This window comes from Leptothrix toolikensis (SeqCode) (genome assembly GCF_057922285.1).
On record NZ_JBYSVC010000054.1, the window covers coordinates 1 to 16,382 of the forward strand.

Consider the following 16,382-nt stretch of genomic DNA (forward strand, 5'->3'; position numbering starts at 1 on the left):
GCGGGGATCGGGGTGCCGGGACCGAAGATGCCTTTGACGCCGGCGTCATAGAGGAAGCCGTAGTCTTGCGCCGGGATCACGCCGCCGGCGAAGACGATGATGTCGTCGGCACCTTGCTTTTTGAGCTCGGCAATGATGGCGGGCACCAAGGTCTTGTGACCGGCCGCCAGGGTCGAAACACCGACGGCATGCACGTCGTTTTCAATCGCTTGGCGGGCGCATTCTTCGGGGGTTTGGAACAGTGGGCCCATGTCCACGTCAAAGCCCAAGTCGGCGTAGGCGGTGGCGACCACTTTGGCCCCCCGGTCGTGGCCGTCTTGGCCAAGCTTGGCGATCATGACGCGCGGCCGGCGGCCTTGTTCGTCGGCGAAGGCGGCAATTTCTTCTTTGAGCTTGTCCCAGCCTTCGGCCGAGTCATACGCCGCAGCGTAGACGCCTGTGACCTTTTGGATGTCGGCGCGATGCCGGCCGAAGATCTTTTCAAGCGCGTCGCTGATTTCGCCGACGGTGGCGCGCAGGCGAATCGCTTTGATCGACAGGTCGAGCAAATTGCCTTGGCCCGATTGAGCCGCAGCGGTCAGGGCGTCGAGGGCGGCGTGTACCGCCGCACTGTCGCGGCTGGCGCGGATCTGCTTCAGGCGCTCGATTTGCGACTCGCGCACTGCCACGTTGTCCACTTCACGGATCTCGACTGCATCTTCCTTGGCCAACTTGTACTTGTTGACCCCCACGATCACATCCTTGCCGGAATCAATGCAGGCTTGCTTTTCAGCGGCGCTGGCTTCGATCTTGAGCTTGGCCCAACCCGAATCGACCGCCTTGGTCATACCGCCCATGGCTTCGACTTCTTCGATGATGGCCCAGGCTTTGTCGGCCATGTCTTGGGTGAGCTTTTCCATCATGTAAGAGCCGGCCCACGGATCGACCACGCTGGTGATGTGGGTCTCTTCCTGAATCACCAGCTGCGTGTTGCGCGCGATGCGCGAGCTGGTTTCGGTGGGCAGCGCGATGGCTTCATCGAAGCTGTTGGTGTGCAGGCTCTGCGTGCCGCCAAACACCGCTGCCATCGCCTCAATCGTCGTGCGCACCACGTTGTTGTACGGGTCTTGCTCGGTCAAGCTCCAGCCTGAGGTCTGGCAGTGGGTGCGCAGCATCAAGCTCTTGGGGTTCTTGGCCTCAAAGCCTTTCATGATCCGGCACCACAAGAGGCGCGCGGCGCGCATCTTGGCGATTTCCAGATAGAAGTTCATGCCGATCGCCCAGAAGAAGGACAGGCGCCCGGCAAAGGCGTCCACATCCATGCCTTTGGCGATGGCGGTCTTGACGTATTCCTTGCCGTCCGCCAGCGTGAAGGCGAGTTCCAGCGCTTGGTTGGCACCGGCTTCTTGCATGTGATAGCCCGAGATCGAGATCGAGTTGAACTTGGGGCAGTGTTTGGCCGTGTACTCGATGATGTCGCCGATGATGCGCATGCTCGGCTCGGGGCCGTAGATGTAGGTGTTGCGCACCATGAACTCTTTCAGAATGTCGTTCTGAATGGTCCCGGAGAGCTTGTCTTGGCTCACGCCTTGTTCTTCGGCCGCCACCACGTAGCCGGCCAGCACCGGCAGCACCGCGCCGTTCATGGTCATCGAGACCGAGACCTTGTCGAGCGGGATCTCGTTGAAGAGGATCTTCATGTCCTCGACCGAGTCGATGGCCACGCCCGCCTTGCCGACGTCGCCCGTGACACGCGGGTGATCCGAGTCGTAGCCCCGGTGGGTGGCTAGATCGAAGGCCACCGACACGCCTTGACCGCCGGCGGCCAGCGCCTTGCGGTAGAAGGCGTTCGATTCTTCAGCGGTCGAGAAGCCGGCGTACTGGCGGATCGTCCAGGGGCGCACGGCGTACATCGTCGCTTGCGGGCCGCGCACGAAGGGCTCGAAGCCAGGCAAGGTGTTGGCGTAGGGCAGATCAGCGGTGTCAGCGGCGGTGTAAAGCGGCTTGACGGTGATGCCTTCCGGGGTGACCCAGTTCAGCGCTGCGACGTCCCCGCCCGGCGCGGATTTGGCGGCCGCCTTGTGCCATTGTTCGAGGGAAGACGGGGCGAACTTGGGGGTGTCGTCAGACATGGAACTTTCCTTGGGGTGGCCTTGTTGGGCTTGCCGATGATGATACATGATGCATAATTATGAATTCAATCACCATCTGCGCTCATCTTGGCGACTGCACCTGACAACGCCCTTGCTCCCCGCGCCCTCTATCAAGATGTGGCCGAGCGGCTGCGCAAACAGATCTTTGATCGCGTGCTGGAGCCGGGCAGTTGGATCGACGAGCAGCGCTTGGCGCTTGAGTTTGGTATCAGCCGCACGCCCATGCGTGAAGCCCTGAAGGTGTTGGCCGCCGAAGGGCTGGTGACGATGAAGGTGCGCCGGGGTGCCTATGTCACCGAGATGTCCGGCACCGATGTTGAGCAGATCTATCATCTACTGGCTTTGCTGGAGAGCGACGCCGCCGGTGAGGTGGCGCGCAAGGCCAGTGCGGAGCAACTTGCAAGTTTGCGCTTGCTGCACGAGCAGCTCGAACAAGCGGTGAATCAGCGTGAAACCTACTTCGACCTCAATGAACAGTTCCACATGCAACTGCTGGCGATGGATGCCAATCGTTGGCGCATCCAGATCGTGGCTGATCTGCGCAAGGTCATGAAACTGAATCGCCATCATTCGCTCTTCAAGCAGGGCCGCTTGCTTGAATCGCTGGCCGAACACCGCCATTTGATGCTCGCCATCGAAGCGCGTGATCCGACGACCGCCGTGCGGGTCATGCGGGCCCATTTCGACAACGGTTTGGAAGCTGCTGCTGATTGATGCTGCATGCTTATAGCTTGATCGTCTCAGTCTCGGGTCAGCTTTGCGCCGCACAGTGCGTGCCGACCCGAACCTGAATCGCCCCTTCTCTGCTTCCCCCTCTCTCTGTCCAGGAGCCCCCCAGTGAAAATCCACGAGTACCAAGGCAAGGAAATTCTGCGCAAGTTCGACGTTCCGGTGCCGCGCGGCTATCCGGCGTTCAACGTGCAAGAGGCCATTGATGCCGCCCAAAAACTCGGCGGCCCGGTGTGGGTTGTCAAGGCGCAGATCCATGCTGGCGGTCGCGGCAAGGGCGGCGGCGTCAAGCTGGGCCGTTCGTTGGACGACGTCAAGAGCCTGTCGGAACAGATCCTGGGCATGCAGCTCATCACGCATCAAACCGGGCCTGTGGGTCAGAAGGTGCGTCGCCTCTACATCGAAGAAGGCGCAGACATCAAGAAGGAGTACTACGTCTCCCTCGTGACCGACCGTCAATCGCAGAAGGTCGCGTTCATCGCCTCGTCTGAGGGCGGCATGGACATCGAAGAAGTGGCGCATTCGACGCCCGAAAAAATCATCACCGACTTGATTGATCCGCTGACCGGCTTGGGTGCCGAGCAAGCCGAGAGAATCGCTCGTGCCATCGGTTTGGGTGATGCGTCGATCGCGCAAGCCGTGACGCTGTTCCAGAACCTGTACCGCTGCTACATGGAGACGGACGCTTCGCTGGTGGAAATCAATCCGCTGAACTGCGACTCCAAGGGCGCTTTGATCGCCTTGGACGCCAAGTTCAACTTCGATGCCAACGCCTTGTTCCGTCACCCGGACATCGTGGCTTACCGCGATCTGGACGAAGAAGATCCGGCTGAAATCGAAGCCTCCAAGTTCGATCTGGCCTATATCAGCCTCGACGGCAACATCGGCTGCTTGGTCAACGGTGCGGGTCTTGCCATGGCGACGATGGACACCATCAAGCTGTTTGGCGGCGAGCCGGCCAACTTCCTCGACGTGGGCGGTGGTGCCACCGCTGAGAAGGTCACCGAAGCCTTCAAGATCATGCTCAAGAACCCGGAAGTGAAGGGCATCTTGGTCAACATCTTCGGCGGCATCATGAAGTGCGACACCATCGCCGAAGGCGTGATCACCGCTTGCAAGGCCGTGAACCTGTCCGTGCCGCTGGTGGTGCGCATGAAGGGCACCAACGAAGATCTGGGCAAGAAGATGCTGGCCGAATCGGGCCTGCCCATCATCGCCGCCAACACCATGGCCGAAGCGGCTACCGCCATCGTCGCCGCCGTCAAGTAAGCCCAGAAGGAACATCGAACATGTCCATCTTCATCAACAAAGACACCAAAGTCATCACCCAGGGCATCACCGGCAAGACCGGCCAGTTCCACACCCGGGGTTGTGCTGCGTATGCCAACGGCGCGAATTGCTTCGTGGCGGGCGTGAACCCCAAGAAGGCCGGCGAAAAGTTCGAAGGCATTCCCATCTACGCCTCCGTCAAGGAAGCAGCTTTTGCGCAAGGGGCCACGGTCAGCGTGATCTATGTGCCGCCGGCTGGCGCGGCGGCGGCCATCTGGGAAGCGGTGGAAGCCGATCTGGACTTGGCGATCTGCATCACCGAAGGCATCCCCGTGCGCGACATGCTCGAAGTGCGCAACAAGATGAAGGCCAAGGAAGCGGCCGGTGGCAAGAAGACCTTGCTGCTGGGGCCGAATTGCCCGGGTCTGATCACGCCGGAAGAAATCAAGATCGGCATCATGCCGGGCCACATTCACCGCAAGGGCCGCATCGGCGTGGTGTCCCGTTCGGGCACCCTGACCTATGAAGCCGTGGCCCAGCTGACCGAAATCGGTCTGGGCCAGTCGAGCGCTGTGGGTATCGGTGGCGATCCGATCAACGGCTTGAAGCACATCGATGTGATGCGTGCCTTCAACGACGATCCCGACACCGACGCCGTCATCATGATCGGCGAAATCGGTGGCCCTGACGAAGCCGAAGCAGCTCGTTGGGTCAAGGACCACATGAAAAAGCCGGTGGTCGGCTTCATCGCGGGCGTCACCGCCCCGGCCGGCAAGCGCATGGGTCACGCCGGCGCCTTGATCTCGGGCGGTGCCGACACGGCAGACGCCAAGCTCGCCATCATGGAAGAGTGCGGTTTCACCATCACCCGCAACCCCAGCGAAATGGCGCGCCTCCTTAAGGCCTTGCTGTAATCCGCCGAGCTTTTTGACGCCTAAGAAAGCCACCTCCGGGTGGCTTTCTTAATGGTTCGGGTTGCGCGGTTTGTTTCTGGTTTGTTAACGTAGATCAAGGTGGTTGGCTCGGTGTGTGTCGAGGATGGGCCATGTCTCCATGCCAACGACGCAGCTCCGCAGCTGTTGGTCCGGTTAAGAAAACGCGGAGCAAGAGAGAAGATCATGAGACTCAGAAAAATCCAGGTGGGGCTGGCTGTTTCGGTGGCTTTGGCGCTGTCAGCTTGCGCCACCATCGTGGGTCAACCGACGCAAGTGATTCCGATTGCCAGCACGCCGAGTGATGCGGCCATTTCGATCCTTGATGAGGCCGGTACCGAGGTGTTCAAGGGCACGACGCCGACCTCGGTGACTTTGCCCAAGAGCACGGGCAAGTATTGGGGCAAGAAGAGCTTCCAAGTCACGATTGCCAAGAAGGGCTTCAAGCCGCAAACCATCCCGGTCACGGCCTCGGCCAATGGCTGGTACATCGCAGGCAATTTCTTCATCGGCGGCATCATCGGCTGGTTCATCATTGATCCGCAAAACGGCAACATGTACACCTTGTCGCCCGATGCGATCTCGGCCAATCTGCCGCAGCAGACGGCCCATAACAACAAGGCCCAAGACGGCAGTATCGCCATCATGCTGATCCAAGACGTGCCTGAAGGCCTGCGCGATCAGATGGTGCGAGCCCACTGAGCGTGGCTGTCTGCGCCGGCCTGCTCCAATACGCCCATGACGATTTCACATGACATGGACGAGATGGACGAGATGAACGAGATGGTGCTGAGGCTCACGGATCTGGAGATCAAGGCGAGCTTTATGGAAGATTTGGTCGATCACTTGAACCAGATCGTGGTGCGCCAACAGCAGCAGATCGACCGGCTGAGCCGGGAGGTTGCCTCGCTGCGCCAGCAGGCCCCAGACGGGGGTGGCGGTGGGTTTCGAAGCTTGCGCGACGAGCTGCCGCCGCACTACTGAACGGAGGGGTTTCAGGCCCTTGGCCTACAATCCGCCCCGCTCCGGGGTGTGCCAGCAGTGGCGCTGAGATGGCTGTGTGTTGACCCGTGTTGACATGGACAGTGCAGCCAAACCCGTGAACTTGATCCGGTTCATGCCGGCGGAAGAAGAGCGTGGTGCAGGTGGCGCGTGGCGCGCAGCATCTCCGGAGCATTCATCCCAGTCTTGGAGAGGCCCGCACCATGAACGCACCCGATTCCCTTCCCAGCGCCGCCGAGCGCTTGGCTGCCTGCCGCGAAGCCCTGCCCGCGTCGCGCAAGATCCACGTTGAAGGCCCGCTCACGGGCGTGCGCGTGCCGATGCGCGAAGTCAGCCTGACCAACGGCGAAATCATCACCCTCTACGACACCTCGGGCCCGTATACCGATCCGGCCGTCGCCATCGACGTGACCCAAGGTCTGCCGCCGGTGCGTGAAGCCGCCGTGCTGGCGCGTGGCGATACCGAGGCCTACAGCGGCCGCATCATCACCGAACAAGACGACGGTGGGCGCGACGCCCAGCGTTTGGCCGAGCTGCGGGCACAAGCTTCAGGCTTGCAACGCACGCCCCGGCGCGCGCTGGCTGGGCACAACGTGTCGCAGATGCATTACGCCCGCAAGGGCATCATCACGCCCGAAATGGAATTTGTGGCGGTGCGTGAAAACGGCAAGCGCGAATGGATGCGCGAGTACCAAGCCGACGCCGCCCGCGAAGCGCGCCTGCGCGGCAACCCAGTCGGGGCCCGCATTCCCGAATTCATCACCCCGGAATTTGTGCGCGATGAAGTGGCCCGAGGCCGCGCCATTATCCCGGCCAACATCAATCACACTGAGTTGGAGCCGGTGGCGATTGGCCGCAACTTTTTGGTCAAGATCAACGCCAACATCGGCAACTCGGCGGTGACGTCGAGCATCGAAGAAGAAGTGGAAAAGCTGGTCTGGTCGATGCGTTGGGGTGGCGACACCGTGATGGACCTGTCCACCGGCAAGCACATCCACACCACCCGAGACTGGATCGTGCGCAACTCGCCCGTGCCCATCGGCACCGTGCCGATTTACCAAGCCCTAGAAAAAGTCGGCGGCGTGGCCGAGGACCTCAACTGGGCGGTGTTCCGCGACACCTTGATCGAGCAAGCCGAGCAGGGCGTGGACTACTTCACCATCCACTCCGGCGTGCGTTTGGCCTACATCCACCTGACCGCGCAGCGTCGCACCGGCATCGTCTCGCGTGGGGGCTCGATCATGGCCAAGTGGTGCATCTCGCATCACAAGGAAAACTTCCTGTACACGCATTTCGAAGACATCTGCGACATCATGAAGGCCTACGACGTGAGCTTCTCGCTCGGCGACGGCCTGCGTCCGGGCTCGCTGTCGGATGCCAACGACGAAGCGCAGTTTGCGGAGTTGCGTACCTTGGGTGAGCTGACCAAGCTGGCTTGGAAGCACGACGTGCAGACCATGATCGAAGGCCCGGGTCACGTGCCGATGCACCTGATCCAAGCCAACATGGACGAGCAGCTCAAGCATTGCGACGAAGCGCCGTTCTACACCTTGGGCCCCTTGACGGTCGATATTTCCCCGGGCTACGACCACATCGCCAGTGCCATCGGCGCGGCCATGATTGGCTGGATGGGCACCTCGATGCTGTGCTACGTCACGCCCAAGGAACACTTGGGTCTGCCGGACCGCGACGACGTCAAGCAAGGCTTGATCGCCTACAAGATCGCAGCGCACGCGGCCGACATCGCCAAGGGCCACCCGGGCGCGCGTTCCCGCGACGACGCCTTGAGCAAGGCGCGTTTTGAGTTCCGTTGGCAAGATCAGTTCAGCCTGAGCTTGGACCCGGACACCGCCAAGAGCTTCCACGACGAAACTTTGCCCAAGGACTCGGCCAAGACGGCGCATTTCTGCTCGATGTGCGGCCCCAAGTTCTGCTCGATGAAGATCACCCAAGACGTGCGTGATTTCGCCGCCCAGCAAGCCGAACAAACGGCCGGCATGCAAGCCAAGAGCGAAGAGTTCCGTGCGGTGGGTGGCCAGATCTACGTGCCCATCACGCCGGTGGCGATGGATTCGGGCAGCGCTGCATGAAGATCGGCATCGCCGGTGCGGGCGTGCTCGGACGCCTGCTGGCTTGGCAACTCGGCTCGGCTGGGCACACGGTCACGGTGTTCGACCCGGCCCTCGGGCCGGGGTGGTCGGCGGACACCACGTTGGCGCGGGCCGCAGGCTTCACGGCGGCGGGCATGCTCAGCCCGCTGGCCGAGCTGGAGTGCGCCAACTTGGCGGTCGCGGGCTTGGGCTGGCGCACGTTGGAACTCTGGCCGGCGCGTTTGGCCGAGCTGGCGGCGCTGGGCCGACGCACGGGTGATGCCGAACTGAGCACGATTGAAGCGGCTTTTAGCCAGCTCGGCAGCTTGTTGGTGGCGCACGGTGGCGACCGGGGCAGTGCTCAGCGCTTGCTGGCGCTGATCGCCGCCAAGGTGCCCGACCGCGTGCCGCGCGCGCTCGACGCGGCGGCGTTGGCGCAGACCGAGCCCGCGCTGGCGCGCAGCTTGCTGGCGTGGCAACTCGACGGCGAAGGCCACATCCACACCGTGGCGGTGCTGGCGGCGTTGGCGCGCGGTGCTGCGCAGTTGGGGGTGAACTTCGTCTGGGGCCGCAGCGTCCAAGACGTGCAACCCGGGCGCATCGACGCCGAGGCCTTTGATTGGGTGTTTGACGTGCGCGGCACGGGTGCGCGGCCCGATCTGCCGGTGCGCGGCGTGCGCGGCGAGGTCTTTTGGCTGCATGCGCCTGGCGTGCTGCTGCAACGGCCCCTTCGGCTGCTGCATCCGCGTCACCGGGTCTACATGGTGCCGCGTCCGGGCGAGCGCATCGTCATCGGTGCCAGCGAAATCGAGAGCGAAGACCGCTCGGTGGTCAGCTTGCGCACCACCGTGGAGCTGCTCGCGGCGGCGCACAGCGTGATCCCTGAGCTTTCCGAGGCGCGGGTGATCTGGTCGGAAGCCAATCTGCGCCCGGCCTTGCCCGACAACTTGCCGCTGCGTGAAACGCGCGACGGCTTGGTCCGTATCAACGGTTTGTTCCGCCACGGCTGGCTGATTGGCCCAGCGTTGGTGGAGCAGGCTTTGGCTGCGCTGAGCTTATGAACGATGCAACTTCAACCTTGTCGGTGACCCTGAACGGCCACGCCCACCGCTTGCCGGAGGGGGGCACGCTGGCTGAGCTGCTGGCTCAAGCGGGCTTGGACCCGCAGGCGGTGGCCACGGCGGTGAACGGCACCTTTGTGCCGCGTCATGCCCGGGCTGAGCGGCGGCTTGCGTCCGGCGACAGCGTCACGGGCTTTCAGCCCATCGTCGGCGGCTGAGGCGCGTTTTTCGATTTCGAACAAGGGTTTTGGTCATGACATCCCCAACAACGTTTTGGTCCGTGGGCGGTGCCACGCTGGGTAGCCGCTTTTTCCTCGGCACAGCGGGCTATCCCAGTCCGCTGGTGCTGCAACAGGCCATCCAGGCTTCCGGGGCCGAAGTGGTGACGATGGGTTTGCGTCGCCAACTGGCGGGTGGGGCGGTCGATAACGGTTTTATCGAGGTGATCCGCGCCAGCGGCGCGCGCTTGTTGCCCAACACCGCCGGTTGTCGCAGTGCCAGAGAGGCCGTGACCTTGGCACAGATGGCCCGCGAGCTGCTCGGCACGACCTGGATCAAGCTCGAAGTGGTGGGCGACGAGCACACCTTGCAGCCCGATCCGTTTGAACTGGTGGTGGCGGCTGAAGCGTTGGTGCGCGACGGTTTTGACGTTTTTCCGTACTGCACCGATGACCTTGTCACCTGCCGGCGCTTGCTGGACGTGGGCTGCCAAATCCTGATGCCGTGGGGCGCGCCGATCGGCTCAGGCCAAGGGCTGATCAACCCGTTTGCGCTGCGCACCTTGCGGGCGCGGCTGCCCGGCGTGCCGCTGGTGGTGGACGCGGGCATCGGTCAGCCCTCGCACGCCGCGCAGGCGCTGGAGATGGGCTACGACGCCGTGCTGCTCAACTCAGCGGTGGCGCAGGCGCACGATCCCATCGCCATGGCGCGGGCCTTCAAGCTGGCCATCGAAGCCGGTCGGCTCGGTTTTGAAGCCGGGATGATCGCGCCGCAAGATATGGCCGTGGCCAGCACCCCGGTCGATGCCCGACCGTTCATCTTGTGAGCCCTTGGATGAACACGGTGCGGCCGGTGGTTTGGAGTGTTGCGGGCAACGACAGCGGTGCGGGTGCCGGGCTGCAAGCCGATCTGCGCGCGTTTGACGCCTGCGGGGTGCATGGCTGCACGGTGGTGGCCACGCTGACGGCGCAGAACTCGCGCGCGGTGCAGCGCGTCGAGGCGGTCAGTGCTTCGATGCTGGATGCGCAGCTTGCCGCGCTGGCCGAGGATCTGCGCCCACGGGTGATCAAGACCGGCTTGCTCGGCTCAGCCGAGGCCGTGCAAGTCTTGGCCGGCTGGGTGCGCCGCTTGCGCGCGCAAGCGCCCGATCAACCCGTGGCTTTGGTGATCGACCCGGTCTGGCGCGCCAGCACCGGCGCTTCGATGGCGGGCGAGGCCTTGCGCCAAGCGCTGCTCACCGAGTTGCTGCCCTTGGCCACGGTGATCACGCCCAATCGCGCCGAAGCGGCGTGGTTGCTGGGGCGGTCATCGCCTTTGCCCGAGATGGCGCAGCGTTTGGCAGCTCTAGGCCCGAGCGGCGTCGTGATCACGGGTGGGGACGGCACCGATCTGAGGGCGGATGCGGACTTGGCGTGCGATTGGCTGCACAGCGTCGAAGCCAGCGGTTGGCTCTTTGCGCCACGGCTGCTTGCGCCGCACAACCACGGCACCGGCTGCGTCTTTGCCTCGACCTTGGCCTCGGCGCTGGCGCACGGTTTTGCGGTCGCCGATGCGGCTGTTTTGGCCAAGATGATGGTGACCGACGCCTTGAGGCATGGCTACGCCGCAGGCAGCGGGGCTGGGCCGGTGTCGCCGCACATCGGCTTTGCTGCGCGCCCCGAGAACTTGCCGGGCTTTCGACCCGATGAGCTGCGTCATGAGCTCCCGATGGGGGTTCAGCCCGAGGCCTTTGCGCCAGAGCGCGGCTTGGATCTGTACGCTGTGGTCGATAGCGCTGCGTGGGTCGAGCGCCTTGCCCGGGCGGGGGTGCGCACCGTGCAGTTGCGCCTCAAGCCCGATGTCGCCTTGGCGCGCGGTGTGGATCTGCGGGTGGAGATCGCGCGCTGTGTGGCCTTGCAAAAGCGCTTCGATCTGAAGTTCTACGTCAACGATCACTGGGCGCTGGCCATCGAGGCCGGGGCCTACGGTGTCCACGTGGGTCAAGAAGATCTGGATCAGGTCGATGTGGCGGCGATTCGCCATGCCGGTCTGCGTCTGGGGCTTTCGACCCACAGCCTGTGGGAGTTGGCCCGGGCTTGGGCGCTGCGGCCGAGTTACATCGCTTGCGGCCCGGTACACGCCACCACCACCAAAGACATGCCTTGGCGGCCCCAAGGTTTGCACAACCTTGGCTGGTGGCGGCAGATACTGCCAACGCTGCCGGTGGTGGGCATTGGCGGCTTCACGCCCGAGCGCCTTGAAGCCGCTGCCCGCACTGGGGTGGATGGTTTGGCAGTCTTGAGCGGCATCACCGCTGCATCTGACCCCGAAGCGGCTGTGCAGGCCTATCAGGAGGCCTTGCGCCGAGGGCGATCTGAGGCCGCTTTGGTGGCACCGCGCTGGCCGCGTCCGAGCTTGCTTGGGGCTTGGGGTGGTGCGCAGGGTGGTGATCCCGCGACACCTTGATGCTGCATTGCAGCAAATGGCGCGACAATCCGGCCTCTCATCATCAGAAAGGCCTGGGTATGCGTCGCGTCGTTTTCAATCAAAAAGGTGGGGTGGGCAAATCCACCATCACCTGCAATCTCGCCGCGCTCAGCGCTCATCAAGGCCTGCGCACGCTGGTGATCGATCTGGACCCGCAGGGCAATTCGAGCCACTACTTGCTGGGTGCCGCCCAAGACAAGGCGGCCCAAGCCAGCGGCAGCGAGATGAGTGGGGTGGCGGGTTTGTTCGAGCAGTCGCTGCGCTTCAGCATCCGTCCCAAAGCCACGGCGGACTTCATCACCCCCACGCCGTTCGAGCGCTTGCACGTCATGACATCGCATCCGGTGCTCGAAGAGATGCAAGCCAAGTTGGAATCACGCTACAAAATCTTCAAGCTGCGCGAAGCCTTGGATGAGTTGAGCGAGGACTACGACGCCATCTGGATCGACACCCCGCCCGCGCTGAATTTCTACACGCGATCTGCGCTGATCGCCGCTCAAAGTTGCCTGATTCCCTTTGATTGCGACAGCTTCTCGCGCCGGGCGCTCTACACTTTGCTCGACAACGTGCAAGAAATGCAGGCCGATCACAACCCGCAGTTGCGCGTCGGCGGGATCATCGTCAACCAGTTTCAGCCGCGTGCGACCTTGCCGCAGCAAATGGTCCAAGAGCTGATCGACGAAGGCCTGCCGGTTTTGCGCCCCTCGCTGCCCGCATCGGTCAAAATCCGCGAATCTCACGAACGCGCCTTGCCGATGATCCATCTCGATGCGCGTCACAAACTGACGCAGGCCTTTGTGGCCTTGCACGCCGCCATTCAAGCTTCAACATGATTCGACACATCGTTTTTTGGCACCTCAGGCCCGAGTTGGCGGCTGAGCGCCTTCACGTCTCACAAGGCATCAAGCAAGCGCTTGAAGGTCTGGCGGGCCGCATTCCGGGCCTGCGTTGCATCGAAGTCGGCATCGACATCAGCCGCGAAGCCGACTCGGCCGATCTGGTGCTTTATACCGAGTTCGACGATGAAGCGGCCTTGGCGGCTTATCACCATCACCCTGAGCATCTGCGGGTGGCTCCGCTCATCAAGGCGGCGCGCAGCGAGCGTCGGGTGGTGGATTACGCCTCGGGGCTTTGATGCACCGCAAGTCCCATCGACACTGCCCATCGGCGACTTTGGCCGGCTTGCTGGTTGGGGTTATCGGGGCGTCCATGGTTCAAGCGGGTGAACTGGGCTCTTTCGAAAAAGCGGTTTCATCCCCCCCCGCGCGGATCTTGGTGCCCGCCAAGCCCGGTGGTGGCATCGGGGTGCCCGCGCAACCCGCGCAGGGTTCATCCCGTCGGCCTGCGTATGACACGCATCAGGGTTGCGGGCTGGATTGCGCTTTGGTGGATGTGGTCTTGCAGGCGGTGATGCCGGCGGTGGGCATGTTCACGATGGTTGGCTTGGCGCGGGTGGGTTTATCGGATGAAATGCCCCTTGATCAGGCGTTTGAGCCGCGTCAGTTGGGGGACATCGACTTGCCTTTTTTGGCCGCCGAGGTGTCTCAGCAGCAGATCGGGGCGCGCACGACAGCCCTTGATCAGCGGGCCGAAGTGGGTGTGGGGCCTTTTGCCTTGCAAGTGCGCAAGCTCGTCTACGACGAGCGCGCTTGGGCTGATCATCTAGAGATCGAACAGGTTCACGGTGTGTTTCGCATCGCTGTCAACCGCATCTTTCAGCTCGGGTTGGGTGGCGGGCAATCGCTGGTGCGGCGTCAGACCGAAACCGTGGGCTCCTCCTTCACCCTGCCCATGACGGTCTGCCCCGACGAGTCGTGGTGCTGGCGGTTCATCCCAACGTGGAATCACTACGGCTTGCAGTCGAGTGCGGAGTACGACGCCTCCGGCGCTTATGTGATGCCTTTTGGCTCGCTGCGTCTGGGCTATCGCTGGACCCAAGCGGGGTATGCCACCCTCAGTGGGCCGTACATGGGTTTGGCGTTGCATTTCTGAAACCTCTCGTAGACTGTGCGCTCCCGTCGCCTCCACGCGGGTGTGGAGGTCGATGCGGGAATGACATACCCGAGGAGAGCGTTTGATGAAATTGTCCAAGCTGTTCAAACAACGTCAACACATCGCCGTGCTGCTGCTGGCTTCGGCGGCAGCCTTGTCGGCTGGGGCGGCCCATGCTGCACCCAAACCGTGCGAAGACCTCAAGAAAGAACTTGCCGCCAAGCTCGACGCCCAAGGGGTTAAGGGCTACAGCCTGGAAGCGGTGGCCGTGGATGACACCACGCAGAACAAGCCGGAAAACAAGGTGGTTGGCACCTGTGATGGCGGCAGCAAAAAACTGATTTACAAGAAGAGCTAAAAGCATTGCGTGCAACGCGGGGCGTGATGCCCCGTGTTGTCTCTATGAGCCTTATCCATTGCCCATGTTCAGTCGTTTACGCGAAGACATCGCCTGCATCCTTGAGCGTGATCCTGCCGCACGCTCACGTTTTGAGGTCCTGACCTGCTATCCAGGGCTGCATGCCTTGTGGATCCAACGTTGGGCCCATGCGTGCTGGACGCACGGTTTCAAATGGCTGGGGCGCTTTATCTCGCACTGGGGCCGTTTTCTCACCGGCATCGAGATCCATCCAGGGGCCACCTTTGGCCGGCGCGTTTTTATCGACCACGGTATGGGCGTGGTGATTGGTGAGATGGCTGAGGTCGGTGATGACTGCACCATTTACCAAGGCGTGACCTTGGGTGGTACCTCGTTGATCAAGGGGGCCAAGCGCCACCCCACCCTTGAAAACGGGGTGATCGTGGGCGCGCACGCTTGCGTGCTGGGTGGCTTTACGGTGGGTGCGGGTGCGCGCATCGGCTCAGGTGCCATCGTGACCAAGCCCGTGCCCGCAGGGGCCACGGCGGTGGGCAATCCGGCGCGCATCATCGCGGCCCAAGACGACGCGAAGCGCGAGGCCGCAGCCGCCAAGATGGGTTTTTCAGCCTATGGGGTTTCCCAAGGGGAAGATCCCGTGGCGCAAGCCATGCGCGGTCTGATCGACAACGCCGCCGGCCACGAGCATCAAATCGCCTTGCTTTGGCACGCTTTGGAACACCTCAAAGGCCTGCCCAAAAATCTGCCCAGTGATGCCCACACCACCGAGCAGTTTGATGCTGAGCGACTCAACCGGCTGGTGAAGTAGGCGGGGTTTCGGGTCCCAGTCGTTGGGCTGATTTGGGCCGAAAGGCCTTGCAGACGGTCGCCTCGGTCTCGACGTAGGGGCCGCCGATCAGATCCAGGCAATACGGCACCGCCGTGAAGATGCCGGGTGCTGGCGGGTTGGCATCGGGCAAACCGGCCAAGGTTTCAGCAATCGCCTTGGGCTGACCCGGCAGATTGATGATCAGCGCCTTGCCCCGGATCACCGCCACTTGGCGTGACAGGATGGCCGTGGGCACGAAGCGCAGGCTGATGGCCCGCATTTGCTCGCCAAAGCCCGGCAACACCTTGTCGGCCACCGCGAGGGTGGCTTCGGGCGTGACATCGCGTGGGCTTGGGCCTGTGCCGCCGGTGGTCAGCACCAAGTCGCAGCGCTCGTTGCCCACCAACTCTTTGAGCGTTTGACTGATCCATGCTTGTTCGTCCGGGATAAGGCGTGCCACCCAGATGATGGGGTTACGTACCGCCTGGGTCAGCCAATCTTGCAGAGCCGGCAAGCCTTGATCCTCATAGATGCCTTGGCTGGCGCGATCACTGATCGAGACCAAGCCGATGCGCACTGGATCAAGCCGGGGTTTGACGCTGGGGGCGGGGCGATCACTGCTCATGGTTCAAGCGTCCTCATCATCCGGCACCACAACGGGGTTCAAGCTGGCGCGCACCAGCTGGAAGATCTCACGGTAGGCCCGGCCCTTGCGATCCGGGGTTTGCAGCGCTTCCTTGCGGGCGTTGCGGATCAAGGTTCTCAAGGCTTGAGCCTCGGTCGCGGGATAGGCCACCAGCCAATCGGTCAAGGCGGCATCCTCACCGATGAGCCGATCGCGCCAAGCCTCGGTTTCGTGTAGCGCCAAGGTTTCGCGGGCACCGGGCAAGCGTTGCACGGCAACGGCTTCGCGCAGCGGCTCCGGATCGACTTGGCGCATGAGTTTGCCGACCAGTTGAATCTGGCGGCGGCGGCCTTCGTGGCTACGGATGACGCGCAAATCGCGCAGCGCCCGGCGCAAGGAGTCGGGCAGTTCAAGGGCATCAAGCCGGGTGTCGTTGAGATCCATCAAAGCCTTGCCCAGATCTTGCAGATCCTGCATGGCTTTTTTGAGTTGGGTTTTGCTGGGACGATCCTCTGGAGAGTCCAGAGAGGTGTCATCAGCGGCCGTATCGGCGTGGGGGTCGGTGTGGGAGGCGTGAGGGCGCATGGGAGGCGAGAAAATTCGACAGCTATGATAGTCCGCTCTGTCTTTCCCCCCGTTCCTTTCTGAGTTCGTATCCCCCATGACCCGATCCGACGTTCC

At 62.8% G+C, this 16,382-nt stretch carries 18 protein-coding genes and 1 riboswitch; of the genes, 15 read left to right on the forward strand and 3 right to left on the reverse strand.

What is annotated here, in order from left to right:
- The coding region (scpA, locus tag AC3VI7_RS08915; protein ID WP_489671466.1) for a methylmalonyl-CoA mutase at nucleotides 1-2,111 on the reverse strand (2,111 nt) is incomplete at its 3' end.
- A gap of 87 nt (nucleotides 2,112-2,198) precedes the next feature.
- Here scpA and AC3VI7_RS08920 point away from each other — a divergent pair.
- The 15 genes from AC3VI7_RS08920 to cysE all read left to right on the forward strand — a co-directional run bounded on the left by AC3VI7_RS08920 (nucleotide 2,199) and on the right by cysE (nucleotide 15,076).
- Nucleotides 2,199-2,846 (forward strand): GntR family transcriptional regulator, encoded by a 648-nt coding sequence (locus tag AC3VI7_RS08920; RefSeq protein WP_489669712.1) that lies wholly within the window; start codon nucleotides 2,199-2,201, stop codon nucleotides 2,844-2,846.
- Nucleotides 2,847-2,969: 123 nt separating this feature from the next.
- Nucleotides 2,970-4,130: an ADP-forming succinate--CoA ligase subunit beta gene (sucC, locus tag AC3VI7_RS08925; protein ID WP_489669713.1), complete on the forward strand. Its 1,161-nt coding sequence runs from the start codon at nucleotides 2,970-2,972 to the stop codon at nucleotides 4,128-4,130.
- A 20-nt stretch (nucleotides 4,131-4,150) separates the two neighbouring features.
- Nucleotides 4,151-5,044, forward strand: coding sequence for a succinate--CoA ligase subunit alpha (gene sucD, locus AC3VI7_RS08930; RefSeq protein WP_489669714.1), 894 nt, complete (start codon nucleotides 4,151-4,153; stop codon nucleotides 5,042-5,044).
- 204 nt (nucleotides 5,045-5,248) lie between these two features.
- The gene (locus tag AC3VI7_RS08935; protein ID WP_489669715.1) at nucleotides 5,249-5,764 is read left to right on the forward strand and encodes a hypothetical protein; all 516 of its coding nucleotides are present in this window, start codon (nucleotides 5,249-5,251) and stop codon (nucleotides 5,762-5,764) included.
- A 36-nt stretch (nucleotides 5,765-5,800) separates the two neighbouring features.
- The gene (locus AC3VI7_RS08940) at nucleotides 5,801-6,046 is read left to right on the forward strand and encodes a SlyX family protein (RefSeq protein WP_489669716.1); all 246 of its coding nucleotides are present in this window, start codon (nucleotides 5,801-5,803) and stop codon (nucleotides 6,044-6,046) included.
- 32 nt (nucleotides 6,047-6,078) lie between these two features.
- Nucleotides 6,079-6,211: riboswitch (TPP riboswitch) on the forward strand.
- A gap of 56 nt (nucleotides 6,212-6,267) precedes the next feature.
- A complete protein-coding gene (gene thiC, locus AC3VI7_RS08945; protein ID WP_489669717.1) occupies nucleotides 6,268-8,154 on the forward strand; it encodes a phosphomethylpyrimidine synthase ThiC in 1,887 nt (628 codons plus the stop codon).
- The gene (locus AC3VI7_RS08950) at nucleotides 8,151-9,215 is read left to right on the forward strand and encodes an FAD-dependent oxidoreductase (protein WP_489669718.1); all 1,065 of its coding nucleotides are present in this window, start codon (nucleotides 8,151-8,153) and stop codon (nucleotides 9,213-9,215) included. Before thiC ends, AC3VI7_RS08950 begins: the two co-directional genes overlap by 4 nt.
- A complete protein-coding gene (gene thiS, locus AC3VI7_RS08955; protein WP_489669719.1) occupies nucleotides 9,212-9,433 on the forward strand; it encodes a sulfur carrier protein ThiS in 222 nt (73 codons plus the stop codon). Before AC3VI7_RS08950 ends, thiS begins: the two co-directional genes overlap by 4 nt.
- A gap of 35 nt (nucleotides 9,434-9,468) precedes the next feature.
- Nucleotides 9,469-10,260: a thiazole synthase gene (locus tag AC3VI7_RS08960; protein WP_489669720.1), complete on the forward strand. Its 792-nt coding sequence runs from the start codon at nucleotides 9,469-9,471 to the stop codon at nucleotides 10,258-10,260.
- 8 nt (nucleotides 10,261-10,268) lie between these two features.
- Complete coding sequence (thiD, locus tag AC3VI7_RS08965; protein WP_489669721.1) at nucleotides 10,269-11,879, forward strand: bifunctional hydroxymethylpyrimidine kinase/phosphomethylpyrimidine kinase; 1,611 nt, start codon at nucleotides 10,269-10,271, stop codon at nucleotides 11,877-11,879.
- Between the two features lie 59 nt (nucleotides 11,880-11,938).
- Nucleotides 11,939-12,733 carry a ParA family protein gene (locus AC3VI7_RS08970; protein WP_489669722.1) on the forward strand — a complete coding sequence of 265 codons (795 nt, stop codon included), beginning with the start codon at nucleotides 11,939-11,941 and terminating at the stop codon, nucleotides 12,731-12,733.
- Nucleotides 12,730-13,035 carry a Dabb family protein gene (locus AC3VI7_RS08975; RefSeq protein WP_489669723.1) on the forward strand — a complete coding sequence of 102 codons (306 nt, stop codon included), beginning with the start codon at nucleotides 12,730-12,732 and terminating at the stop codon, nucleotides 13,033-13,035. Before AC3VI7_RS08970 ends, AC3VI7_RS08975 begins: the two co-directional genes overlap by 4 nt.
- Nucleotides 13,035-13,892 carry a hypothetical protein gene (locus tag AC3VI7_RS08980; protein ID WP_489669724.1) on the forward strand — a complete coding sequence of 286 codons (858 nt, stop codon included), beginning with the start codon at nucleotides 13,035-13,037 and terminating at the stop codon, nucleotides 13,890-13,892. The genes AC3VI7_RS08975 and AC3VI7_RS08980 overlap by 1 nt, the downstream gene beginning before the upstream one ends.
- A gap of 85 nt (nucleotides 13,893-13,977) precedes the next feature.
- Entirely contained in the window at nucleotides 13,978-14,250 is a 273-nt protein-coding gene (locus AC3VI7_RS08985; protein ID WP_489669725.1) for a DUF1161 domain-containing protein, read from the forward strand.
- Between the two features lie 64 nt (nucleotides 14,251-14,314).
- A complete protein-coding gene (cysE, locus tag AC3VI7_RS08990; protein ID WP_489669726.1) occupies nucleotides 14,315-15,076 on the forward strand; it encodes a serine O-acetyltransferase in 762 nt (253 codons plus the stop codon).
- Here the strand turns inward: cysE and mog are convergent.
- Both mog and yjgA read right to left on the reverse strand, forming a co-directional pair.
- Nucleotides 15,057-15,701 (reverse strand): molybdopterin adenylyltransferase, encoded by a 645-nt coding sequence (gene mog / locus AC3VI7_RS08995; RefSeq protein WP_489669727.1) that lies wholly within the window; start codon nucleotides 15,699-15,701, stop codon nucleotides 15,057-15,059. The genes cysE and mog overlap by 20 nt on opposite strands.
- A gap of 3 nt (nucleotides 15,702-15,704) precedes the next feature.
- Nucleotides 15,705-16,286 carry a ribosome biogenesis factor YjgA gene (gene yjgA, locus AC3VI7_RS09000; RefSeq protein ID WP_489669728.1) on the reverse strand — a complete coding sequence of 194 codons (582 nt, stop codon included), beginning with the start codon at nucleotides 16,284-16,286 and terminating at the stop codon, nucleotides 15,705-15,707.
- Between the last annotated feature and the right edge of the window lie 96 nt (nucleotides 16,287-16,382).